Origin of the sequence: Gordonia sp. w5E2 (assembly GCF_036540975.1) — a bacterium.
Classification (GTDB): domain Bacteria; phylum Actinomycetota; class Actinomycetes; order Mycobacteriales; family Mycobacteriaceae; genus Gordonia; species Gordonia jacobaea.
This window is the reverse complement of sequence record NZ_CP144213.1, coordinates 1,372,083-1,394,093: the sequence shown is the minus strand read 5'-3', so window position 1 is coordinate 1,394,093 and position 22,011 is coordinate 1,372,083. Positions and strand designations below refer to the sequence as shown.

Here is a 22,011-nt window from a genome sequence, read left to right as displayed (position 1 = left end):
GACGTCTGTGTGTCAGCCCTGCGCGCCGGGTGCATCAGCAGATCGGCGAGCCTCGTCGTCGACCTCGCCCTGCTGGATCTCGCCGGTGAGATCGCGCTCACGTCCGAGCGGGCGCCGCGACGGAAGTGCCTGCTCGTCGGGTGGGGTCTCGACGGCTTGTTCGAAGTAGCGGGTCATGAACTCATCCGCGATGGCAGTCCCCGCGCTCTCGTCCGGGAGCGCGTCGTGCGTGTCGGCACGCCACTGGGCCAACCGCGCCGCGAGTTCTGCGCGGACGTGCGCGAAATCCGGATCGTCGGCGAGATTGGTGCGCTCCCACGGATCGTGCTCGAGATCGTAGAGTTCGACGGCCGGCCGCTCCGCTGTGATGACCGACGCGTCGATCGACCGCGCGGACGGACTGTCGGCGATGTCGAGCGGGAGCAGCAATGCCGGGCGATGCGCGTAGTTTTCGATATAGCTGTACTTCTTCGTCCGAATCGCCCGGATCGGGTCGTAGGCGTCGTGATACGTCTTCTCCGTGAACACCGCCCCGCGTATCGGCTCCTGCGCATTGCGCACGATCTCGGGGGCGTGCGAGACACCGTCGACGTCGGCGGGCGCGTCGAGGCCGAGAAGGTCGAGAATCGTCGGAGTGAGGTCGACACCCGAGAACAGGTCGTCGTACACGCGCGGTTCGATCGCGCGCCCCGTCGGAGGCCGCACGATCAGCGCGACGCCGGTCCCCTCCGCATAGAGCGTCGATTTTGCTCGCGGGAACGCCAGACCGTGGTCTGTGATGAAGACGATCCAGGTGTTGTGGTCGAGTCCGAGATCGGCGACGGTGTCGAGGAGGCGCCCCACCGCGTCGTCGGCCTTCGAGATGCTGCCGTGCAGGCCGGCGAGATCTTCGCGTACGTCGTCGGTGTCGGGAAGGAACCCGGGTACCTCGATGCCCGAGGTGTCGGGATGCTTGTACTCGTCGACGGGATAGGGACGATGCGTCTCGAAGAAGCCTGCGGTGAGCAGAAATGGTTGGGCCGCTTGCTCATTCGCCGTTCGCTCGACATACCTGCGCAGCCAGCGCTGCGACTCGGCGACCACGTGATCACATCGGGAGTCGGAGACGTCGACGGTGTCGAAGCCGAGTCGTTGCGGATCGGAGCTCTCGTGCTGCATGCCGAACAGCACGGTCCGATACCCGGCGTCGCCCAGCAAGGCTGGCAGTGTCTGCACGCCGTCGCGGTACTCGAACCCGTGATGCGCGAGGCCGACGAGTCCGTTGTGATGCGGGTACTGGCCGGTGAAGAGCGACCCACGAGCCGGTGAGCACAGCGGCGCGGTGGCGTGGGCGTCGGTGAACAGGATCCCCTCCGACGCCAAGGCGTCCATGTTCGGACTCTCGACACCGTCGGCCCCGTAGCACGCGAGATGACGCCCGAGGTCGTGCCAGTGCACGAAGATGACGTTCTCCTGCGTGGGGCCTGAGGCGCTGCCGGTGTTGTCGAAAGGCATTTACCCATGATGCACCCGCCGTTTCCGCACGTGGTGGCGGGTGGCACGCCCAGGCTGTCCACCTGGGCTCACCGCGCCAGCACGACGGGATGAAATCAGCGTGAGTGCAATGCTCGCGAGTGCCCGGCGGGTCGCTTGGGCGTCGTCGCCGGGCGGTTCGGCAGATCCGGGTTCAGCATGGCTGCCGCGGTGCCGGGCGGCGTCGTCACGGGTGAATGTGTGTCGTATCGAAGGATGTGGGTGCTGCAGCACACACATCCTTCAATTCGACACACATTTAGGCCGCGGGGCGGCGCAGCTCGGAACCCCCGCAGCGTCGACCTCACCGCGCGAGAAACGACTCCCACGCCTCGCGCGAGCCGAGCGTCGCGCCTGCAGTTGCAGCATTGGCCTCCGCGTCACGGACCCGTTCCATCAGCGCAAGCGTCCTGGCCCTGGCGGCGGCTTCGACGCTGTCGTCGCCGATCCCGATCGTCACGGTGAGCACCGCGGGGTCGATGGTGTCGACGGGGTAGTTCGCGGCGGTCAGGCGCTCGAGGACCTTCTGCGTCAGTGCGAGCGCAGGGGCCGTCGTCGCGATGCCGTCGAGCACCGAGCCACGCTGCTTCTCGGCGGCCTTGCGCTCCTCCCATTCACGGATCTGAGTCTCGAGGTCGCTGTGTTCGCCGGACAGAACGCCCGGGGTCCGGCCACGCACCTTGTCGACGAAGCTCCGCGCGACGTCGTCGATATCGAAGGGGGCCACCGGGTCGTCGGCGGCGATCCGCGCGTGGAACAGCACCTGCAGCAGCAGGTCGCCGAGTTCCTCGCGGAGGTTCTCCTGGTCGTCACCGTCGAGGGCATCGAGCAACTCGTAGACCTCTTCGAGCAGGTACCGCCGCAGCGACGCATGCGTCTGCGTCGACTCCCACGGTCCGTTCCGACGCAACGTGTCCATCAGCGCGACAGCGTCGAGCAGACTCGCACCCGATCGGCGTTCGACTTCGACGACGTCGTCGCCGTCGGCGATCCGCATACGCACGAGTGGATGCTGCGCGTCGGTCGTGACCAGTGTGAGCGACGAGTCGGAGTCGGCTGCCGCAGTGACGATGTGGTCGAGTTCCCACAGCACCGACGCGGGGACGTCTTCGGTCACCAGCACGGTGCCGGTCAGCACTGCGCGCGCCGCGAGCGGGATCACCCCTGGTTGCTGCGGATCGAGCAAAACGACTGTCATGAGGCGTCCTCGACTGTCCTCACTCGACGCCCGCCTGCTCGAGCGGCTTGAGGTTGCGCAGGAACGTCGCGAGGTACTCGATGACCTCGTCGTCGCGCAGGCGGGCCGATCCGACGCCCCCGGTGCGCGGAATCGGTAGCGTGACAACCGATGTGGTCGCCCGATACGACGCCGCGGGGTACAACCGTTTGAGGCGCACCTGCTCGCTGTCGGCCAGCGGGAGCGGCGCGACCTTCACACTCGTACCGGTGGTGCCGATCTCGGTGACGCCCCGCTCACGTGCTCGCAGACGGAGTTTCGCGATCGACGCCAGGCGTCGTGTTTCCTCGGGCGGTTCGCCATAGCGGTCGGTGAGTTCCGACATCACGCCGTCGACCTCGTCGTCCGACGTCGCCGACGCGAGCTTGCGGTACGCCTCGAGGCGCAACCGATCGGAGTCGACGTACTCGACCGGGATGTGTGCGTCGACGGGCAGGTCGATGCGGACTTCGCTGGGTTCCGACGACGTGACGGGCAGACCGTCTGCCGCCGCACGGTATGCCTCGACCGCCTCGCCGACGAGGCGCACGTACAGATCGAATCCGACACCCGCGACGTGCCCTGACTGCTCGGCGCCGAGAACGTTTCCGGCACCACGCAATTCGAGGTCCTTGAGCGCCACGGCCATGCCCGCGCCGAGTTCGTTGTTCTGCGCGATCGTCGCCAACCTGTCGTAAGCCGTTTCGGTGAGCGGCTTTTCGGGACTGTAGAGCAGGTAGGCGTAACCGCGCTCACGACTTCGACCGACACGACCACGCAACTGATGCAACTGCGACAGACCGAGATTCTCGGCGCGATCGACGATGAGTGTGTTCGCGTTCGAGATGTCGAGACCGGTCTCGATGATGGTGGTACACACCAGCACGTCGAACTCACGGTTCCAGAAACCGGCGACGGTGCGTTCGAGTTGATCCTCGTTCATCTGACCGTGTGCCACAGCAACTCTCGCCTCGGGGACCATCGCTGCGATATCGCGGGCAGTCTTGTCGATGGTCGACACCCGATTGTGAACGTAGAAAACCTGGCCGTCGCGCAACAGTTCTCGGCGAATCGCTGCCGCCACCTGCTTGGGTGAGTAGGCGCCGACATAGGTGAGCACCGGATGCCGTTCCTCCGGCGGGGTGAGGATGGTCGACATCTCGCGAATGCCCGCCATCGACATCTCCAGCGTTCGCGGAATCGGCGTTGCCGACATCGTCAGCACGTCGACGTGCGTGCGCAACGACTTGATGTGTTCCTTGTGTTCGACGCCGAAACGCTGCTCCTCGTCGACGATCACCAGCCCGAGGTCTTTCCACGTGACGCCGGTCTGCAGCAATCGGTGCGTACCGATCACGATGTCGACCTCGCCCTTCGCCATCTCCTTGATGATCTCGCGTGACTCCTTGGGATCGGTGAACCGCGAGAGACCTCGGATGCGCACCGGGAACCCCGACATACGCTCGGTGAATGTCTGCAGATGTTGTTGCGCGAGAATGGTTGTCGGGACCAGGACCGCGACCTGCTTACCGTCCTGCACGGCCTTGAAGGCCGCGCGCACCGCGATCTCGGTCTTGCCGTAACCGACGTCGCCGACGATCACGCGGTCCATCGGAGCCGACTTCTCCATGTCGTCCTTGACTTCGCCGATCACCGTCATCTGATCGACGGTCTCGGTGAAGTCGAACGCGTCCTCCATCTCACGTTGCCAGGGCGTGTCCGGACTGAAGGCGTAGCCTGGCGCGGCGTGCCTGGCCGCGTAGAGCTGGACCAGCTCGCCGGCGATCTCACGAACGGCCTTGCGCGCCTTGCGTTTCGTGTTCTGCCAGTCGGAGCCGCCGAGCTTCGACAACGACGGCTGCTCGCCTCCGACGTAGCGCGACAACTGATCGAGCGAATCCATCGGCACATAGAGCCGGTCGCCGGGTTGCCCACGCTTGGAGGCCGCATACTCCAGCACGAGGTACTCACGTCGCGCGCCCGACACCGTGCGTTCGATCATCTCGACGAACTTGCCGATGCCGTGCTGATCGTGCACGACGAGATCACCCGCGGTGAGCGCAAGTGGGTCGACCTGATTACGACGCTTGGCGGGCAATCGCTTTCCGTCGCGCACACTGGCGACGCGGTTGCCGGTGAGGTCGGTCTCCGTCACGACCACCAATCCCGCACTGGGACTGACGATTCCGTGACGCAGCGCGCCGTTGAACACCGACACGGTTCCCGGTTCGGGTCGCGCGCCCCCGTCGACGAGCGCGTGCGGCACCTCTGCATCGGCAAGTCGCTCACAGACACGCTGTGCGGTGCCCTTGCCCGCGACCACGATCGCAGCGGTGTTGCCCGCGCTGACGTGGGCGCGCAGTCCGGCGAACACGATCCGGATCTCCTCGTCGTCGCCATGCGGCGTCGGCCCGGGGGTGATGTCGAGTTCGTATTCTTCTCCGAAGCCCGCAGACAGCGGACTCATCGTCCACCACGACCGACCCGCCGCGAGCGTGGCCTTCTCGACGTCATCGAGCGGCCGATAAGCACTGGCCTGCAGATCAATTCCCGTCGGACCGGACATCTCGCGGGTGTCGACGGGCGCCGTGGCTCCCATCGCGGCGGCGTTCCACGACGCCTCGAGGAACTCGGCTCCGGTTTGTGCGAGATCGGCTGCGCGCGTGCGGACCTTCTCGGGATCGAGCACGAGCACGCGGGTCCCGGCAGGCAGCACCTCGGTCAGCAACTGCATCTCGCCGTCGACGAGTGCCGGTGTCAGCGCTTCCATTCCGGCGACCGGAATACCCTCGGCGAGCGAGGTGAGCATTTCGACGAGCGAGGGGTCGTCGGCGTTCTCGACAGCGAGTTCGGCCGCACGTTCGCGCACGGGCGGGGTGAGCAGCAGCTCGCGACAGGGATGGATGAGGACCACCGACGCGTCGACCTCGGGTTGACTACGCTGATCCGCCACCGAGAACGCCCGCATCTCGGAGATCTCATCGCCCCAGAACTCGACCCGCACAGGGAAATCGGCGGTGGTCGGGAAGACGTCGAGAATGCCGCCGCGTACGGCGAATTCGCCACGCCGACCGACCATGTCGACGCGCTCGTACGCCATCTCGACGAGATCGGTGAGCAAGCCGTCGAAGTCGAGTTCGATGCCCTCGCGCAACGTGATGCTGCGTATCTCCCCGAGTCCGGGCGCCATGGGCTGCACCAGTGATCGGACGGTGGTGACCACCACGCGCAGCGGAGCGTCGCCCGGGTGCGCCAGCCGATGCAACACTTCGAGACGCTGCCCGACGACTTCGGCGCTCGGCGAGAGCCGTTCGTGCGGAAGCGTCTCCCACGACGGGAACTGTGCCACCGCGGACTCATCGTCGAGAAGCTCGCGCAGTTCGGCGGTCAGATCGTCGGCTTCGCGCCCGTTCGCCGAGACGACGAGGATCGGCGCGTCAGCGACCTCGGAGAGACAACTGACCACGAACGGACGGGCGGCGTCGGGGGCAGTGATCGCGAGTTGCGGATCGTCGCGATGGTCACCTAGTGCCGCGATGCTCGTGTCCGCGCAGGCGAGGGATGCGAGTCCGTGAAGGGCGGGAGTAGACGACACTTCGGCAATTCTAGGGCACGGCAATTCTGCCAGGCAGATGCCGCAGCGCGCCGCTGGTCAGACAGGCGCAGCGGGCAGCACTGGTCAGTTGCCGCTCACAGCCACTAGTCCATCGCCGCGGCCTGCCGCGCGCGATACGCCGCGACGGCGTTGCGATTACCGCAGGCCGTCGAGCAATACCGCCGAGACCGGTTGCGAGAAAGATCGACGACGACGCCCTCGCACCCCGCGTCGGCGCAGACGGACAACCTCGACATGTCGTCGGCCCTGATCACGTCGATCATTGCCATCGCGGTCTCGACCATGACCCGGTCGGCGAGGGGGGCGTCGTCGTCGATGGCGTGCAGATGCCAGTCCGTGTCGCCGTGTCGCACCAACCGCGGCACGGCCCGGTGCCGACTCAGGATCTCGTTGACTTGATCGACGGCACGGTCGCGGTCGGCGATGAGCAGCGCTCGCAGCGCGGGCCGGATCGCCGACACCGCGTCGAGTTCTTGCTGGTCACCGTCGTGGCGGCCGGTATAGCCGTAGTGGTCCCAGAAGGCGTCGAGGTCGTCGATGGAACGCAGGGTCTCGGGCGACTCTGCCGAGTTGGCGAGCGCAACCGCTGCCTGCAGCGCCAGATCGACGTCATCACCGAAAACCATGTTGACACCTTACCAAGGCCGCCGCTAGCGTCATTACCCATGACGTCGGTGACCCATGACCGCACGGTGGCCGCTCGCAGACGCGCGGGCCTGATCCTGGCCCTGGTGTCCGCAACGAGCTTCGGGCTGTCGGGCGCGCTCGGCACGCCGCTGATGGCCGCGGGATGGAGCGCGGGCGCTGTCGTCGCGATCCGCATCGGTATCGGCGGTCTCGCGTTGCTGCCGTTCGCCATTCGCGACCTCGGCGGCGTGTCGGCGCTGCGATGGTCGACGGCGTCCACGCTGGTCCGCGACCACGGCAGGACGATCGCGCTCTACGGATTCCTCGGCATGGCCGTCGCGCAGTTCTGCTACTTCTCCGCCATCGAGCACATGGACGTCGGGCCGGCCCTACTCATCGAGTACACGGCCCCCGTCGTCGTGGTCGCGTGGATGTGGGCGATCCACCGCCAGCGGCCGTCGCGGTGGGCGCTGGCCGGTATTGCGGTGAGCGGCGTCGGATTGGTCGGAGTCCTCGACCTCGTCGGCGGCACCTCGGTGAGCCCCATCGGTGCGCTGTGGGCGTCTGGCGCAATGCTCGGCGCCGCCGGCTACTTCATCATTTCGGCCAAGGAGAACGATTCACTGCCGCCGTCCGTGCTCGCCGCGAGCGGAATGGTCTTTGCGGCAACACTTCTCGGAGTACTCGGCCTCGTGCATGCACTGCCGATGACGATCGGCGACCCGACGGTCCACTTCGCCGGATTCGACGCACCCGCGTGGACGGTGCTGGCTGCGCTCGCGCTCGTCACCGCGGCGACCGCATATCTCACCGGAATCGGTGCCGCGCGCAGACTCGGAGCGCGGCTCGCCTCGATGTTCGCACTTGTAGAGGTCTTGGCCGCGGTCGTATGGGCCGCGCTCCTGCTCGATCAGGTCCCGGCGGCGCTCCAGATCGTCGGCGGCGTCTTTATTGTCGTCGGGGTCATCGCGGCCAAGATCGGCGAACCGAGCACGTCGACGTCGCCCGTCGGCGAGCCGTTGCCGCTTGGCCACGTGCCGGAAGGCCCCGAGAACGATGCTGCCGACAGCATTGCTCCCGACAACGATGCCGCAACGTCTGCACCCGAAGCTTAACCGGACTGCGGTCCGCTTGATACGATGTTCGCATGTCAGCCCCCGAACCCACCCGCCAGCCGACGCTGTTCCTGAGTCATGGCGCCCCACCACTCGTCGACAGCGAGCGCTGGGTCTCCCAGCTCACGGAGCTGTCCACCACACTCGACCCTCCCTCGGCGATCCTGGTGGTGTCGGCGCACTGGGAGGCCGCGCCGCTGACGATCGGTTCGACCGACCCGACCACTCCCCTGACCTACGACTTCTGGGGATTTCCCGAGCGCTTCTATCGCACCACCTACTGGTCGCCCGGTGCTCCCGACCTCGCGGCGAGAGTCGCGGCGATGATGCCCGACGGCACGGCAATCGCCCGTGACCAGCACCGTCGCCTCGACCACGGCGCTTACGTGCCGTTGACGGTCATGTACCCCGACGCCGACATTCCGGTGCTCCAGATCTCGCTTCCCACACTCGACCCCGCACAATTGCTGAACCTCGGCCGTCGACTCGCACCGCTGCGCGACGAGGGAGTGCTCATCATCGGATCGGGTTTCACCACGCACGGGCTGCCGTATCTGACCGACCCCTCCCCCGACGCCGCGCCGCCGAGCTGGTCGTCGGAGTTCGACGCCTGGGCGCACGAACGTTTCGCCGCCGGCGACGTCGAGTCCCTGATCGATTTTCGACGCACCGCCCCGGGAATGCCCTACGCCCACCCCACGATTGAGCATTTCGCGCCGCTCTTCGTCGCACTGGGTGCCAGCGACGATCCCGAGCAACAGGCCGACCAGGTCATCGACGGGTTCTGGATGGGCTTGGCCAAGCGGTCGCTGGTGCTTGCCTGAGGGGGCCTCTCACCGGCGGGGTGGTCAGTTACAGCTACAGCAGTCGCCGCAATCGCAACAATCTCCGCAATCGCAGCAGTCGTCGCAGTCACAGCAATCGCCACAGTCGCACAACGCGGGTTTCCACGTGTCCGAGCAATGATTCCAGTGGTCGGTACAGCACGCCGGCCCACAACACGAGTTGCCGACAAACGGCAGTAGACGCTCGTGGAAAGGCCGATCCGGACTGAACGGTGGCGGGAACGGCCACCCTTCCGGGTATCCGGGCGGCGGCATCTGTTCGGGAAGTGAAGGCTGTTCCGGAAGTAGAGGTTCGGGAAGCGATGGCTCGGTAGCCGAAGGTCGGTGAACCGCACACGAGCTGCGGCGCGGTATGCGCTGACTCACCGCATGACGCAGCCCGTCGACCAGGACGGCACGCAGCAATCTGTCGTCGACCAGTTCGAGCTTGGCGTAGCGACGCACAATCGCCCGAACGAGGAGCCGACATTCCGCACGGGCATCGTCGATGGTGGTCCCCGATGCGTCGAGCGGATTGAATTCCCCCTGTTCGCGATCCTGTGGGAGATCGTCGATCGCATCGATCAGGTGCGCGAGCCGACCGAAATCGGCACCTATGGCCTCGAGATGCTCGCGATTCTCGGGAGCACCCGCGATGTCGGCCGTAGCCGCGAACACACGGGCCGCCGACTCCGAGGACGCGCGAAGCAGATCGTCGAGGTCCGTCGACCTCGATTCGACCTGGGCCTGCCCCGACAGCCGAGCGAGCATGGAGTCGACGTCGAGCAGGCGGGCCACATGGCCGTCGTCGACGGCGTGACGTCGCAATGCCGCGGCTACCCCTCCTGCGACCACCCGACGCATCCGCGACGGTGGCGCCAGCCCGGACCGCTGTTCTTCGACGATGTCGGCGGCCTTACCTGCGGCGAGCGTCAACGAGACCCCGGTGGCCAGTCGCAGTCCCGGATCACCGACCGCGACAACTTCGGCCGACTTCATTCCACGCAGCGGGCAACGGCCGGCACGCGTGGTCGACGGCGTCGTATTGCACTGTGCCGCAACAAGAATTGACACCGTAGCCGCATCGGTATTGGTCGTCAGCCTACTGGGATGGCCGTGTCCGTCACGCAACGACAGACATAAGCCACACAGGTGCGCCTGCCACTGTGTGAAGAGGTCGTCGGGCATCGTGTGGCGACACGGGGTGAGAAGTCCGAACACCGGCTGATTCCAGCACGCCAGACCGTCGGCGCCAACTTGCGCCACGCGCAGCGTCATTCGCACGTGATAGATCAGTTCGGCGTGTTCAGGCCTCGCCCGCAGCAGACCTCAGCCGATCAGGGTGACTCCACCGAATCAGATGGCACCGACGCGTCAGAGGACTCCAAAGCCTCGGGAGTCCCCGACCCCTCAGCCAACGCCGGGACAGATGTCGCGTCGCCAACCGTTCGCGCTTTGTGCTCGACGTAATCCGGCCCGACGAGTTCGGGGTCGGGGTCGAGGCGGGTGAGTCCGTTCCAGCAGAGATTGACCAGGTGCGCCGCGACAACCTCTTTCGACGGTTCGCGGACGTCGAGCCACCACTGCGCCGTCACCGACACCATCCCGACGAGCGCCTGCGCGTACATCGGGGCAAGCTTCGGGTCGAATCCCCGTCGTTCGAAGTCGCCGGCGAGGATGTGCTCGACCTGGCTGATGGCGTCATTCAGAAGACTTCCGTACGTCGCGTTGTCCCTCGACGACGCACTGTCGCCGCGCACGAGGATGCGGAATCCGTCGGTGCGCTCCTCCATGTAGGTCAACAGCGCCAAGGCCACCTGCTGAATGCGGTACAACGAGCGGTTCTTGGAGAGCGACGACGTGATCATCTCGAGGAGCGTCTCCATCTCACGGTCGACGACGACCGCGTAGAGACCTTCCTTACCTCCGAAGTGCTCGTACACAATCGGTTTCGACACCCCGGCACGCTGGGCGATCTCTTCGATGGATGTGCCCTCGAAGCCCCGCTCGGCAAACAGACCGCGCGCGACCTCGATCAGTTGCAGGCGTCGTTGGGCGCCGGTCATGCGGGCCCGTGGCGCGCGTTTGACCTCACCTGTGCTCGAGTTCGCCGGACGGCTGACAGCCATGAGGCCACCCTACGAGATCTCCCACGCCCAATCGACCTGACGCTCCGGCCGCCCGCCGCTGCGCGCAGCATGTGTGCGCGGGACCCGCACCCAGCTGACCGGAGGATGTGTGTCGTATCGAAGGAAGTGGGCGCTGCAGCACACACATCGTTCGATTCGACACACATTCACCTTATAAAGATGCGCAATCCACCTATTCTCGTCGGTTTCGACGTACTCACCTCTTCCGCGGTTGTAAACCCCCCATATTTCGGACTTATGCCGAGAGTGCGGATTTCTTACGGTCAGATACATCGCCCGTAGAGAGTCACGTATCCAGCGCGTGGCAACGGACGACGAGAGACGAAGGATGGACCATGAGACCTCACAGAAGCTTGCTCCAGGTACTCGGCATGTCGATCGCCGTGACCGCGATGATCCTCGGCCTGACAACGGCCACCGCCGCGAAGAGCGAGGCCACGCCTATCCCGCAGGGCGGTTCAAGTGCCGTCCTGGTGATCACCAACAACACCGGTATGCCGTTGACCCTGAAGCAATTCCCCGATACCAGCGTCGGTGCGGGTAGTTCGATGGACTTCCGATGGATCGATGCGCCACCCGCCTCGCTCGGCATGGGCAGAACGGCTGTCGTACGCGCCTGGACGTCGAATCCTCTGGCCATGGGCGTCACTGTCACCTACACCTACACCTACCGCTCCGCCGTGGTGAATTACACAGCCTCCCTGCGCCACACTCTCGGATTCACCGATATCTCCGGCAGTAAAGCCTCCCCCGGTGAATCCGTGAGGGCCACCCTGATCCGTCCCGCTCCGAGAATGCTCGCCACCTACGTGTTGTCGTGAATCGCACCCGAGTCTGATCCTCATGCGAATCAGTGTTGACACGGCGGACGGACTCGTCGACTCGCTCATCGAGTTCAACGTGTTCGACACACCAGCGGAGAAGGTCGAACTCGTCGTCGATGGTGTAGACGCCGCGGGATCGCACTGGCGGTCCCGCGGCACCCATCGGCTCGGCAAAGACGGACGGATAGACCTCACCGATCCAGACCTACCGTGGTGGGACATGCGGCTCGTCGACAACCCGAGCTCCCCGGACATTTTCGAATCCTGCGACGGCACATTGGATTTCACCGTCTCGGTATCCGACGGTACGTCCAGCGACAAGGCCACGGTCCCTCGTACGTGGGGACGCGAGCACACGGTGGAACAGCGACGAGGCGACGGATGGCAGCTACAGATCTACCGTCCGGCGTCAGCTGACTACCCTCTGCCGGGAATCATCGTGTTCCCCGGGACGATGGTCACCAGGTCGGTGACAGCGATGGCCGCGCTGCTCGCCGCTCACGGCTATGTCGCGGCCGTCCTCTTCTACACTCAGCGCCCGGGGTTGCCCGATTCGTTCAGCAGAATTGCCACGGAGAACATCGCCGCAGGCATCGAATGCTTCGCCGCTCTGCCCTACGTCGACGAGGACAGGATCGCGCTCCACGCATCGTCGGTAGGTGTGCAGACAGCACTGACGACGATCGTGACAATGGGGACCCCCGCTCGCGCAGTCGTCGCGGTGGCGCCCAGCCACGTCGTGTTCCAGGCACTCCGCCGCGACGGCCCTCCCGAGAAGGTCTCCGCCCTCACCCACGGCGGCGTCGACCTGCCGTACGTCCCCGTGCGTAGTGAGCGACTACTCGGACAACTCGCCGTGAATCTCCTGCGCCGCAAAATCTCTCACGGACGCTCGTCGATGGCGCTGTCGACCCACGCCGCGTACGCCGCGGGTCTGCGGGATCATTCGGCTGTGCGGGCGGCGACCATCGCCGTGGAGAAGATCGGGTGCCCGATGTTGGTCGCCGCGGGCACCGACGACCAGTGCTATCCCGCTACGGACATGGCACAAGAGATAGTTCGACGCCGCAGCGACGGGCACGCAACCCACGCAGCCGACGACGAACTGCTGATCTATCCCGGGGTGGGCCACTTCATCCGTCCGCCCGCGATTCCCACGACGGTCACCCGGTCGGCCTCGCTGATCGGGGGCGGCGATCCGCGCCATATCGCAGCGGCACAGCGGGACTGTTGGACCCGGACACTCGCTTTCCTGCACCAACACCTGACCTGATCACCTCGCGCTGCATTCGGATGGTGCGACACATTTCGACCCTTTTACTCACCGTGATCAAAACGTGACACTGAGGTCCGGCGATTGCCCTCGGGGACGTCGGCGCCGGTCAGCGGGCCAGCATGCTCGCTTGTCAGGTGTACACGCCGACACGGAATTGCGGGAATCACCCAAGAGTCGCGGTTGCTTTGTAGGCTGAATTCTCTCTGAACGCTCACCACGACGAGGGGATAGCTGTGGGCAGTTTGTGGAACTATATCCACGCACACGCCGCGAACCTGACGTTCCTCACCTATCAGCACGCATCTCTGGCATTTCAGACGGTTCTCGTCGGCACCGTGGTCGCGATCATCGTCGCGGTGCTCGTGTACCGACGGCCGTTGGGTTCGGCGCTCACGCTGACGTCGAGTCGCGTGGCGCTGACGATCCCCTCGCTCGCGCTTCTCGCCCTGCTGATCGTCCCGTTCGGTCTCGGCGTCGTGCCGTCGTTCATCATGCTGGCGTTCTTCGCCGCGCTCCCCGTGATCGGCAACGCGATCGTCGGGCTACGTTCGGTGCCGGCAAGCGTGATCGAGTCAGCTCAGGGAATCGGATTGTCCCGCTGGCGAATTCTGCTGAGCGTCGAGTTGCCGATCGCGTGGCCGGTGATCCTGACCGGGATTCGTGTCTCGACCCAGATGATCGTCGGAGTCGCCGCGATCGTCGCCTACGTCCTCGGACCCGGCCTCGGATCGTTGATCTTCAACGGGTTGTCTCGCCTAGGTGGCGCGAATGCACTCCAAATGGCGCTCACCGGAACCATTCTCATCGTCTTGATCGCTCTGGTCTTCGACGCCCTGCTCGTTCTCCTCGGCCGCTTCACCATCTCCAAAGGACTGTCATGACCGACGTAGCCAACACGCCGGCCCCCGGGGCCGGTAGCGCATCCGGGGCAACGGTGACCGGTGCCCCCATCCGACTCGACGGCGTCGAGAAACGATTTCGGGGGCAAGACCAGCCCGCCGTCGGACACCTCGACCTCGACATCGAGGCCGGCCATATCGTCGCCTTCGTCGGCCCATCGGGTTGCGGTAAGACGACGACCCTCAAGATGATCAACCGGCTGATCGAACCGTCCGACGGCAGGATCTTCATCGACGAGCGCGACGTCACCAAGGAGAATCCCGACAAACTCCGACAGTCCATCGGCTACGTGATCCAATCGGGCGGCCTCTTCCCACACTGGACCGTCGAGAAGAACATCGGAGCCATCCCCCGGGTACTCGGCTGGGACAAGAAGCGGATCGCCGAGCGCACCGAGTATCTCCTCGATCTCGTCGGACTCGATCCCGCGCAGTTCGCCACTCGACTCCCCAAGGACATGTCGGGCGGTCAGCAGCAGCGTGTCGGCGTGGCCCGGGCCCTCGCCGCCGATCCGCCGGTCCTCCTCATGGACGAGCCGTTCGGCGCGGTCGACCCGATCACGCGAGTCCGGTTGCAGGACAGCCTGATCGCCATCCAACACGAGCTCGGCAAGACCATCGTGATCGTGACGCACGACTTCGAGGAGGCCACCAAGCTCGGCGACAAGGTGCTGATCCTGTCGCAGGGGGCTCACGTCGAGCAGTACGCGGCGCCCGAGGAGATTCTGGCCAACCCCGCCTCACCCTTCGTCGAAGAGTTCATCGGGTCGGGGGCAACGCTTGCGCAGCTCACGCTGTCGCGCGTGCGCGACGTCGAACAAGACTCGGTGATCACCGCGCGCGTCGGCGAGGGTTCCGGAGAGGTCATCACGCGCGCACGGGCCGCGGGGCAGAGTTGGGTGGTCGTCGTCGACAAGCACGACCGCCCGCGTGCATGGCCGTCGCTGGATGAGGTTGCCTCCAAGCCGGAGGTCTCCGACTACCTCGATCCGCGGCTACCCGTCGTAGCCGAATCGTCGACGCTCAACGACGCCCTCGACACCATGCTCGCGGCCAGCCAGGGCGGCACGCTGGTGACAGATCGTCACGGCGCCGTCGTCGGCATGCTCACCATCGCCTCGGTCATGGACATCATCCGTACGCAACTTTCCGAAGCCCGCCCCGACGAGGACGACGGCTCGTACGAAAGTCACACCGAGGGAACCGCACCCACCGAGACGCCGGTGATCGCTGCCGACGACCCCGAGCAGAACGCGGGCGCATGAAACAACGATTCCGCAACCTCCCGATCGACGTGTGGTTCGAGCCACTCGTCTTCATCGTGCTGGCCGTCGGATATTTCAGTTGGTATGCGACGACGACCTTCACCGAGACCGAGCAGGCGTCACTGGGCTGGTCGACTCTGCAGTCCACCATCATCGACCACATCGAGCTCACTCTCGTCGCGGCCATCGTCGTCATCGTCATCGCAATTCCCTTGGGAATCCTGTTGACCCGGCCGTCGATGCGATGGCTCTCGCCGATCGCGGTGAACATCGCGAACATCGGTCAAGCTGCGCCCGCCGTCGGACTGCTGGTGTTGTTCACATTCTGGCTCGGCACCGGATTCCGTACTGCCGTCATCGGTTTGGTCGTGTACGCGGTCCTGCCGATCCTGCAGAACACGATCGTCGGGTTGCGCCAGGTCGACCAACGCACCATCGAGGCGTCGCGCGGTATCGGATACTCGGCGGCGCGCACGCTCGTGCAGGTCGAACTCCCGCTGGCCGTGCCCGTCATCCTCAACGGTGTCCGCACCGCCCTGGTGATCCTGGTCGGCACGGCCACCCTGAGTACCTTCATCGGCGCGACGAGCCTCGGCACGCTGATCACCACCGGCGTCACGCTCTTCTTGCCCAAGCTGTTGATCTCGGGCGCGATACTCGTCGCTCTGCTCGCGATGATCATCGACTGGCTCGGCCGGGTCTTCGAACTGGTCGCTACACCGAAGGGCGTCGCATGAGCGCCACGCGAGCACGACTCGCCACCGTCGCAACACTTCTCGTCGTCGCCGTCATCGGCCTTGCGGGATGTGGTCTGGTCAGTTCGTCGGGCACCTTCAAGCAGGCGTCGCTCCCCGACGGTTCCCGACCGCTCGACGGAGCCAAGCTCACCGTCACGTCGAAGAGCTTCACCGAGGGCGTCATCCTCGGCAAGATCACCGCAACCTATCTCGCTGCCGCGGGCGCCGACGTCACCGACCTCACCGGCGCGCCCGGCTCGGCGTCGTCTCGCCAGGCACAACTCAACGGCGACGCCGACATCCTCTGGGAGTACACCGGAACCGGATGGGTGAACTACCACAACGAGACCGAGACCATCGCCGACCCGAAGGAACTCTGGCAGAAGGTCCACGACATCGAACTCGAGGAGAACCGGCTCGTCTGGCTGCCTCCCGCCAACTTCAACGACACCTACGCGTTCGCGGCGTCGACACCCACGGCGAAACGCCTCAACGTGAAGTCTCTTTCGGATGTCGCCAAACTACCTGTCGCTGATCGCACCTTCTGCGTCGACGACGAATTCTTCTCCCGCCCAGATGGTTTCAAGCCGATGCTGGCGAAGTACGGTATGCCGCTCGACGGCCCGAATGGGGTCCCGCTCGGCAACGTGACACGCATGGACGCCGGCGTCGTCTACACATCGACGGCCAAGAGTTCGCCGTGCAACTTCGGCATGGTCTACACCACCGACGGCCGGATCAAGAACCTCGACCTCGCCGTCCTCGAGGACGACAAGAAGTTCTTCCTGCCCTACAGCGGAACCGCCGTCGTTCGCGAGGACGTCATGAAGCGCTACCCGCAACTCAACGAACTGCTCGGAACGATCTCGGAGCGTCTCACCGACAACGTCATGCAGGACCTCAACGGCCGCGTCGACATCGACGGCGAAGACCCTGCCGACGTCGCATACGACTGGCTGCTCAGCGAGAAATTGATCGTCCCCAAGGATTAGTTGCCACTGCGCACACAACGCCGCCCCTCCACTTTGCCATCCATGGATGTTACGGTTACATCATCCAATGGCATTGAGACCAGGAGGCGCGCGTGTCGGTTCAGGTCGTCGACGGGTCAGCACCGCAAGTCAGCACGCTCGACCGCGGCACCGATGAGGTGTCGGCGAGACTCGTCGATTCGTCGGCACGCTTGTCGCGCAACGCTCTGGTCGAGATCGACTGGGACGCTCCGATGGACCCGACGCTCTACGGCTGCAGCCCCGAGTGGTCGACGCTCTACGGCACCTCCTATTGGGCGGAGATGACGGAGGAGCAGCGCGTGCGGCTCACCAGACACGAGACGGCGTCGGTTATGTCGATCGGAATCTGGTTCGAGATGCTGTTGCAGCAGTTGGTACTCCGCGATCAGTACCTCGCCGACCGACATCGTCCCGAGTACTGGTTCGCCATGACCGAGATCGCCGACGAATGCAGGCACTCGCTGATGTTCGCGAAGGCGTCGCAGAAACTCGCCGGGACGTCGTATGTGCCGCACCCTCGAATCGGCAAGGGAGGCAAGTTCTTTGCGGCCACCACCGGGGGCGAGATCGCGTATGGCGGCATCCTCGCCGCCGAGGAGATCCTCGACGTGTTCCAACGCGGCTGCACCAGCGACGAACGCGTACTGCCGTTCGTCCGCACCGTCAACGAGATCCACGTGCTCGAGGAATCACGCCATATGCGCTTCGCGCGGGAGCAGATCCGGGCGTCGATGGCCGACGTCGGCCCGGTGCGTCGCCACGCCAGCGCGTACTACACGGCAGTGGCGGCGTCGTTCATCTTCACCAGCCTCGTCCGACCGCAGGCCTACGCCGACGCGGGGCTCGACAAGTACCGCGCTGTCTCGGAGATGCGACGAAATCATCACTTCCAGGCGATGGTCCGCACGAGTTGCTCGCACCTGATGAGCTTTCTCGACGAGGTCGGGCTGCTGACACCCGCGGCGGCATCGGTCTACCGCAAGGTGCACATGCTCTGACCGACGTCAGCTCGACGCACCGCCACCGCGCCGGAACGCGATCCGACACGCCTGCACCTCGTGGATCTGCTCTTCGGTCAGCGCCGGAGTCCGCAGAGGCTCCGACGGCGGGGCGGCGTGGATGGCGTCGAGCAGTAGCTGGAGGTAGCGCTTCCACGCTCCGGGGACCGTCGCCTCGGTGATATCCGCGTACGACGACACCATCGAGAAGATGGAGAAGATGTCCGTCTCGACGATGTCTTCGCGCAGCACACCGGCGGCGTGGGCCCGATCGAAGACCTCGCCCATCCGCTTCGTCATCCGCGCCTTCACCGTCGCGATCGTCGGATCCGTGTGGTCGATCTGCATGATGATCGCGGCCAGCCCACGATCCTCGGCCATTGCCGTGCAGACCGTCGACACCATCGTCACCACCGACGCCCAAGGGTCGCTGTCCGCCGCGAGGACCCCCTCGGTCTGCTCTGCCACTTCCTCCAGATGCGCCGCGAACACTCCGACGATCAGTTCGTCCCGGTTGGCGAATCGTCGATATACCGTCCCCACACCCACACCGGCTGCTGCGGCGACGTCGTCGAGCGAGACGTCGAGGCCACGCTCGGCGAACAGCTTGTGAGCAGCGGCGATGATCCGACGCCGATTGCGCTCGGCGTCGGCACGCAGGGGTCGTCCGGTCGGTGCGACCGAGCTCGATTGTGTGGTCATCGTCACATTCTCTCAACCGGAGGAATCATCTCCGGATTCGCTTCGTTGCCACCCTCGTAAACGGAGGAGTCTTCTCCACTATTCCGCCACTTGGAGGACTGATGACCACAACCTACGACACTGCCGATGGATTGTCGGCGAACGGGGAGTCTCGGGAGGAACGACACCATCGCCTTCGGTGGGTCGTGCTCGGCGTACTCGGCCTCGCACAGTTGATGGTGGTGCTCGACGCGACCATCGTGAACATCGCACTCCCGCACGCGCAGGAGTCACTCGGATTCGGCGACGCCGATCGGCAATGGATCGTCACCGCATACTCGCTGGCGTTCGGCAGCCTGCTGCTCCTCGGTGGCCGACTGTCGGATCTGCTCGGCCGGAGGACCACCTTCATCGTCGGCCTCGTCGGATTCGCCGTGATGTCCGCGATCGGTGGCGCCGCAGTCAATTTCGACATGCTCGTCGTCGCCCGCGCAGGCCAGGGCGTGTTTGGCGCACTCCTCGCGCCCGCAGCACTGTCGCTGCTCACCACCACGTTCACCGACCCGGCCGAGCGCGGTAAGGCGTTCGGCATCTTCGGTGCCATCGCCGGCGGCGGCGGTGCGCTCGGACTCCTCCTCGGCGGCATGCTGACCGAATGGGCCGACTGGCGCTGGTGCCTTTACGTGAACCTCGTGATCGCCGCGATCGCGCTCGTCGGCGCGGTACTGTTCATCGGCGCGCACAAGACCGAACACCGCCCGAAGCTCGACCTTCCCGGTGTGATCACGGTGTCGATCGCACTGTTCTCGATCGTCTACGGCTTCTCGAACGCCGAGACCAACGGTTGGGCCGACTGGGCCACCATCACCTGGCTGGTCGTCGGAGCCGTGTTGCTCGCCGGATTCGTCTGGTGGCAGTCGCGGACCCCGCATGCTCTGCTCCCCCTGCGCGTAATTCTTGATCGCACTCGTGGCGGCTCGTACCTCGCGGTGTTCATCGTCGGCATCGGAATGTTCGGCATCTTCCTGTTCCTCACCTACTACCTGCAGGTGAATCTGCACTTCAGCCCGATCCAGACCGGCTTGGCGTTCCTGCCGATGATCGGAATGCTGATCGTCACCGCGACGACGTCGACGGGTGTTCTGCTGCCTCGATTCGGACCGCGCTGGCTGATGGCGGGCGGCATGTTGATCGCCGCTGTCGGCATGGTGCTGCTAACGCAACTGACCGACACCAGCACGTATGCGGCTCATGTCCTGCCCGCGCTGTTGATCATGGGCGTCGGACTCGGCGCGTCGATGGCCCCGGCCATGCAGGGCGCGGTGTCGGGCGTGCTGCCCGAAGACGCGGGCGTGGCGTCGGCAACCGTCAACACCATGCAGCAGGTGGGCGGCTCGGTGGGCACCGCGCTGCTCAGCACGATCGCGGCGAGCGCCGCGGCGTCGTATGCGACGTCGCACGCGGGCCAGGTGGCGAATCCCGCTGCGCTGCAACAGCTTGCAGCGGTGCACTCGTACACGACCGCCTTCTGGGTCGCGGCCGCAGTGTTCGCCGCGGGCGCCGTGATCTCCGCGCTGCTCGTCCCGAACGGCAAACTCCCCGTCACCGAGGGCGACGAGGCTCCCGCGATGGCGCACTGAGTCGTCGTATTGCATGACCCACGGCCCGGCCACCGAGCAACTCGGTGGCCGGGCCGTTCCGTCAGAACAGATCAGATCAGGCGTGCGCCTCGTCGCGGTGTGGGAGCACCCAGTCCGGCCGGGGCCAGTGGCAGGTGTACCCGTTGGGGTAGCGCACCAGGTAGTCCTGATGCTCGGGCTCGGCCTCCCAGAATGGGCCAGCCGGCTCGATCGTGGTGACCGCCCGCCCCGGCCAGAGGCCCGAGGCGTCGACGTCGGCGATGGTGTCACGCGCGACGCGCTCCTGCTCGGGCGTCACGGGGAAGATCGCCGATCGGTAACTGCTACCCACGTCGTTGCCCTGGCGGTTCTTCGTCGTCGGATCGTGGATCTGGAAGAAGAACGCGAGGATGTCGCGGTAGCTCGTCTGCGTCGGATCGAAGACGATCTCCACCCCCTCGGCGTGCCCGGGATGATTTCGGTATGTCGGGTGGTCGTTGCTGCCGCCCGTGTAGCCGACGCGCGTCGCGAGCACGCCGGGCTGGCGGCGGATCAGATCCTCGACGCCCCAGAAGCAGCCTCCCGCGAGCACCGCGGTCTCGGTGCCGGGCTGCTCGGTGATGCGGCCGTCGTCGTTGCTTCCACTGGTCATGATGCGTTCTCCTGCGTGGTGTCGGGACTATCGGTGTTCTCGAAACGATGGCGGTACTCGCCATAACCCTGCTCGTCGAGCTCGGCCACGGGGATGAACCGCAGCGACGCCGAGTTCATGCAGTACCTCTTGCCGCCTTCGGCTCGCGGTCCGTCGTCGAAGAGGTGGCCGAGATGGCTGTCGGCGTACGCCGAGCGGACCTCGGTTCGCTTCATCCACAGCGATCGGTCGGTGCGCGTCGAGACCGCGTCGTCGCTGATCGGGCGGGTGAAACTCGGCCATCCGGTGCCGCTGTCGTACTTGTCGAGCGAGCTGAACAGTGGCGCTCCGGAGACCACGTCGACGTAGATGCCTGGCTCGTGGTTGTCCCAGTAGGCATTGTGGAACGCGGGCTCGGTCCCGTCTTCCTGGGTTACTCGGTACTGGTCCGCTGTGAGGGCCTCGAGGGCCTGCGGGTTCTTGCGGTAGTCGTGGGACATTGATCCTCCTTCTGATCACCGCTGGCTGCGATGTCATCTACTCCAACAGCAGCCACGTCGGATTTGGTCCCGACCGTTCTGAGAGTCGTGTGAGAGTCGAGTCGCGTGAGGGTCGAACTCGTCTCCACCCGAGCGTAGCGTCGGATTATGGCTGAGAACCTGATCGATCCCACTGTCCCGCCGTCGGGTACCGGCTGCGTCGAATGCCTCGACACCGCCGACGGCTGGTGGTTTCATCTTCGACGCTGCGCCGCCTGCGGACACGTCGGATGTTGCGACTCCTCCCCCGGCCAACACGCCTCGCATCACGCCGACGACACCGGGCACCCGTACATCCAGAGCTTCGAACCCGGCGAGGACTGGTTCTGGAGCTTCCCTGACTCGGCCATGGCCAGCGGTCCGGAGCTGGCTCCCCCGACAAGCCACCCCGACGACCAGGCCGCACCCGGTCCGGCCGACCGCGTGCCGTCGAACTGGCAGCAACTGCTGCACGGTTGACGGTCGCTCG

General features: G+C 65.5%; 20 protein-coding genes. 11 read left to right on the top strand and 9 right to left on the bottom strand.

Translation table 11 applies throughout. The features are described from left to right. Nucleotides 1-12: 12 nt before the first annotated feature. The 4 genes from RND64_RS06380 to RND64_RS06365 all read right to left on the bottom strand — a co-directional run bounded on the left by RND64_RS06380 (nucleotide 13) and on the right by RND64_RS06365 (nucleotide 6,970). Complete coding sequence (locus RND64_RS06380) at nucleotides 13-1,494, bottom strand: sulfatase family protein (RefSeq protein WP_049699749.1); 1,482 nt, start codon at nucleotides 1,492-1,494, stop codon at nucleotides 13-15. Between the two features lie 322 nt (nucleotides 1,495-1,816). After that, nucleotides 1,817-2,710 (bottom strand): MazG family protein, encoded by an 894-nt coding sequence (locus RND64_RS06375; RefSeq protein ID WP_049699750.1) that lies wholly within the window; start codon nucleotides 2,708-2,710, stop codon nucleotides 1,817-1,819. A gap of 19 nt (nucleotides 2,711-2,729) precedes the next feature. Then, on the bottom strand, nucleotides 2,730-6,323 hold the full coding sequence (gene mfd, locus RND64_RS06370; RefSeq protein WP_290726746.1) for a transcription-repair coupling factor: 3,594 nt from the start codon (nucleotides 6,321-6,323) through the stop codon (nucleotides 2,730-2,732). Nucleotides 6,324-6,427: 104 nt separating this feature from the next. Next, nucleotides 6,428-6,970, bottom strand: coding sequence for a CGNR zinc finger domain-containing protein (locus RND64_RS06365; RefSeq protein ID WP_290726748.1), 543 nt, complete (start codon nucleotides 6,968-6,970; stop codon nucleotides 6,428-6,430). Nucleotides 6,971-7,009: 39 nt separating this feature from the next. Here RND64_RS06365 and RND64_RS06360 point away from each other — a divergent pair, with 39 nt between their 5' ends. Beyond that, on the top strand, nucleotides 7,010-8,086 hold the full coding sequence (locus RND64_RS06360; protein ID WP_251723087.1) for an EamA family transporter: 1,077 nt from the start codon (nucleotides 7,010-7,012) through the stop codon (nucleotides 8,084-8,086). A gap of 32 nt (nucleotides 8,087-8,118) precedes the next feature. Continuing rightward, on the top strand, nucleotides 8,119-8,910 hold the full coding sequence (locus RND64_RS06355; protein WP_251723086.1) for a dioxygenase family protein: 792 nt from the start codon (nucleotides 8,119-8,121) through the stop codon (nucleotides 8,908-8,910). 24 nt (nucleotides 8,911-8,934) lie between these two features. Here RND64_RS06355 and RND64_RS06350 read toward each other — a convergent pair whose 3' ends face one another. Continuing rightward, nucleotides 8,935-10,131 carry a DUF5685 family protein gene (locus RND64_RS06350; protein ID WP_251723098.1) on the bottom strand — a complete coding sequence of 399 codons (1,197 nt, stop codon included), beginning with the start codon at nucleotides 10,129-10,131 and terminating at the stop codon, nucleotides 8,935-8,937. 116 nt (nucleotides 10,132-10,247) lie between these two features. After that, nucleotides 10,248-11,039: a TetR/AcrR family transcriptional regulator gene (locus RND64_RS06345; protein ID WP_251723085.1), complete on the bottom strand. Its 792-nt coding sequence runs from the start codon at nucleotides 11,037-11,039 to the stop codon at nucleotides 10,248-10,250. Nucleotides 11,040-11,395: 356 nt separating this feature from the next. On the opposite strand from RND64_RS06345, the gene RND64_RS06340 reads away from it, so the two are divergent. The 7 genes from RND64_RS06340 to RND64_RS06310 all read left to right on the top strand — a co-directional run bounded on the left by RND64_RS06340 (nucleotide 11,396) and on the right by RND64_RS06310 (nucleotide 18,072). Continuing rightward, nucleotides 11,396-11,881, top strand: a complete 486-nt coding sequence (locus RND64_RS06340; RefSeq protein WP_251723084.1) for a hypothetical protein — start codon at nucleotides 11,396-11,398, stop codon at nucleotides 11,879-11,881. Nucleotides 11,882-11,903: 22 nt separating this feature from the next. Beyond that, entirely contained in the window at nucleotides 11,904-13,157 is a 1,254-nt protein-coding gene (locus tag RND64_RS06335) for an acyl-CoA thioester hydrolase/BAAT C-terminal domain-containing protein (RefSeq protein WP_290726755.1), read from the top strand. 236 nt (nucleotides 13,158-13,393) lie between these two features. Next, nucleotides 13,394-14,041 (top strand): ABC transporter permease, encoded by a 648-nt coding sequence (locus RND64_RS06330; protein WP_049699759.1) that lies wholly within the window; start codon nucleotides 13,394-13,396, stop codon nucleotides 14,039-14,041. Next, the gene (locus RND64_RS06325; protein ID WP_049699760.1) at nucleotides 14,038-15,324 is read left to right on the top strand and encodes an ABC transporter ATP-binding protein; all 1,287 of its coding nucleotides are present in this window, start codon (nucleotides 14,038-14,040) and stop codon (nucleotides 15,322-15,324) included. The genes RND64_RS06330 and RND64_RS06325 overlap by 4 nt, the downstream gene beginning before the upstream one ends. Next, nucleotides 15,321-16,061, top strand: a complete 741-nt coding sequence (locus RND64_RS06320; RefSeq protein ID WP_005207242.1) for an ABC transporter permease — start codon at nucleotides 15,321-15,323, stop codon at nucleotides 16,059-16,061. Before RND64_RS06325 ends, RND64_RS06320 begins: the two co-directional genes overlap by 4 nt. Further along, entirely contained in the window at nucleotides 16,058-17,053 is a 996-nt protein-coding gene (locus tag RND64_RS06315; protein ID WP_251723082.1) for a glycine betaine ABC transporter substrate-binding protein, read from the top strand. The genes RND64_RS06320 and RND64_RS06315 overlap by 4 nt, the downstream gene beginning before the upstream one ends. Nucleotides 17,054-17,145: 92 nt before the next feature. Continuing rightward, nucleotides 17,146-18,072 (top strand): AurF N-oxygenase family protein, encoded by a 927-nt coding sequence (locus tag RND64_RS06310; RefSeq protein WP_251723081.1) that lies wholly within the window; start codon nucleotides 17,146-17,148, stop codon nucleotides 18,070-18,072. Nucleotides 18,073-18,078: 6 nt separating this feature from the next. Here the strand turns inward: RND64_RS06310 and RND64_RS06305 are convergent, their stop codons facing one another. Continuing rightward, the gene (locus tag RND64_RS06305; protein ID WP_251723080.1) at nucleotides 18,079-18,774 is read right to left on the bottom strand and encodes a TetR/AcrR family transcriptional regulator; all 696 of its coding nucleotides are present in this window, start codon (nucleotides 18,772-18,774) and stop codon (nucleotides 18,079-18,081) included. Nucleotides 18,775-18,875: 101 nt separating this feature from the next. Between RND64_RS06305 and RND64_RS06300 the strand changes: the two genes are divergently transcribed. Then, entirely contained in the window at nucleotides 18,876-20,393 is a 1,518-nt protein-coding gene (locus RND64_RS06300) for a DHA2 family efflux MFS transporter permease subunit (RefSeq protein ID WP_251723079.1), read from the top strand. 76 nt (nucleotides 20,394-20,469) lie between these two features. On the opposite strand, the gene msrA is transcribed toward RND64_RS06300, so the two are convergent. Together msrA and msrB are read right to left on the bottom strand one after the other, a co-directional pair. After that, a complete protein-coding gene (gene msrA, locus RND64_RS06295; RefSeq protein WP_064863805.1) occupies nucleotides 20,470-21,024 on the bottom strand; it encodes a peptide-methionine (S)-S-oxide reductase MsrA in 555 nt (184 codons plus the stop codon). Next, nucleotides 21,021-21,503: a peptide-methionine (R)-S-oxide reductase MsrB gene (gene msrB, locus RND64_RS06290; protein WP_331436519.1), complete on the bottom strand. Its 483-nt coding sequence runs from the start codon at nucleotides 21,501-21,503 to the stop codon at nucleotides 21,021-21,023. The genes msrA and msrB overlap by 4 nt, the downstream gene beginning before the upstream one ends. A 147-nt stretch (nucleotides 21,504-21,650) precedes the next feature. Between msrB and RND64_RS06285 the strand changes: the two genes are divergently transcribed. After that, entirely contained in the window at nucleotides 21,651-22,001 is a 351-nt protein-coding gene (locus RND64_RS06285; protein ID WP_270483083.1) for a UBP-type zinc finger domain-containing protein, read from the top strand. The last annotated feature ends 10 nt before the right edge of the window (nucleotides 22,002-22,011 follow it).

Coding starts and splice junctions, on each gene's coding strand:
- RND64_RS06380 (WP_049699749.1), bottom strand. CDS start 1,494: ATGCCTTTCGACAACACCGGCAGCGCCTCAGGCCCCACGCAGGAGAAC.
- RND64_RS06375 (WP_049699750.1), bottom strand. CDS start 2,710: ATGACAGTCGTTTTGCTCGATCCGCAGCAACCAGGGGTGATCCCGCTC.
- RND64_RS06365 (WP_290726748.1), bottom strand. CDS start 6,970: ATGGTTTTCGGTGATGACGTCGATCTGGCGCTGCAGGCAGCGGTTGCG.
- RND64_RS06360 (WP_251723087.1), top strand. CDS start 7,010: ATGACGTCGGTGACCCATGACCGCACGGTGGCCGCTCGCAGACGCGCG.
- RND64_RS06355 (WP_251723086.1), top strand. CDS start 8,119: ATGTCAGCCCCCGAACCCACCCGCCAGCCGACGCTGTTCCTGAGTCAT.
- RND64_RS06345 (WP_251723085.1), bottom strand. CDS start 11,039: ATGGCTGTCAGCCGTCCGGCGAACTCGAGCACAGGTGAGGTCAAACGC.
- RND64_RS06340 (WP_251723084.1), top strand. CDS start 11,396: ATGAGACCTCACAGAAGCTTGCTCCAGGTACTCGGCATGTCGATCGCC.
- RND64_RS06335 (WP_290726755.1), top strand. CDS start 11,904: ATGCGAATCAGTGTTGACACGGCGGACGGACTCGTCGACTCGCTCATC.
- RND64_RS06325 (WP_049699760.1), top strand. CDS start 14,038: ATGACCGACGTAGCCAACACGCCGGCCCCCGGGGCCGGTAGCGCATCC.
- RND64_RS06320 (WP_005207242.1), top strand. CDS start 15,321: ATGAAACAACGATTCCGCAACCTCCCGATCGACGTGTGGTTCGAGCCA.
- RND64_RS06315 (WP_251723082.1), top strand. CDS start 16,058: ATGAGCGCCACGCGAGCACGACTCGCCACCGTCGCAACACTTCTCGTC.
- RND64_RS06305 (WP_251723080.1), bottom strand. CDS start 18,774: ATGACCACACAATCGAGCTCGGTCGCACCGACCGGACGACCCCTGCGT.
- RND64_RS06300 (WP_251723079.1), top strand. CDS start 18,876: ATGACCACAACCTACGACACTGCCGATGGATTGTCGGCGAACGGGGAG.
- msrA (WP_064863805.1), bottom strand. CDS start 21,024: ATGACCAGTGGAAGCAACGACGACGGCCGCATCACCGAGCAGCCCGGC.
- msrB (WP_331436519.1), bottom strand. CDS start 21,503: ATGTCCCACGACTACCGCAAGAACCCGCAGGCCCTCGAGGCCCTCACA.
- RND64_RS06285 (WP_270483083.1), top strand. CDS start 21,651: ATGGCTGAGAACCTGATCGATCCCACTGTCCCGCCGTCGGGTACCGGC.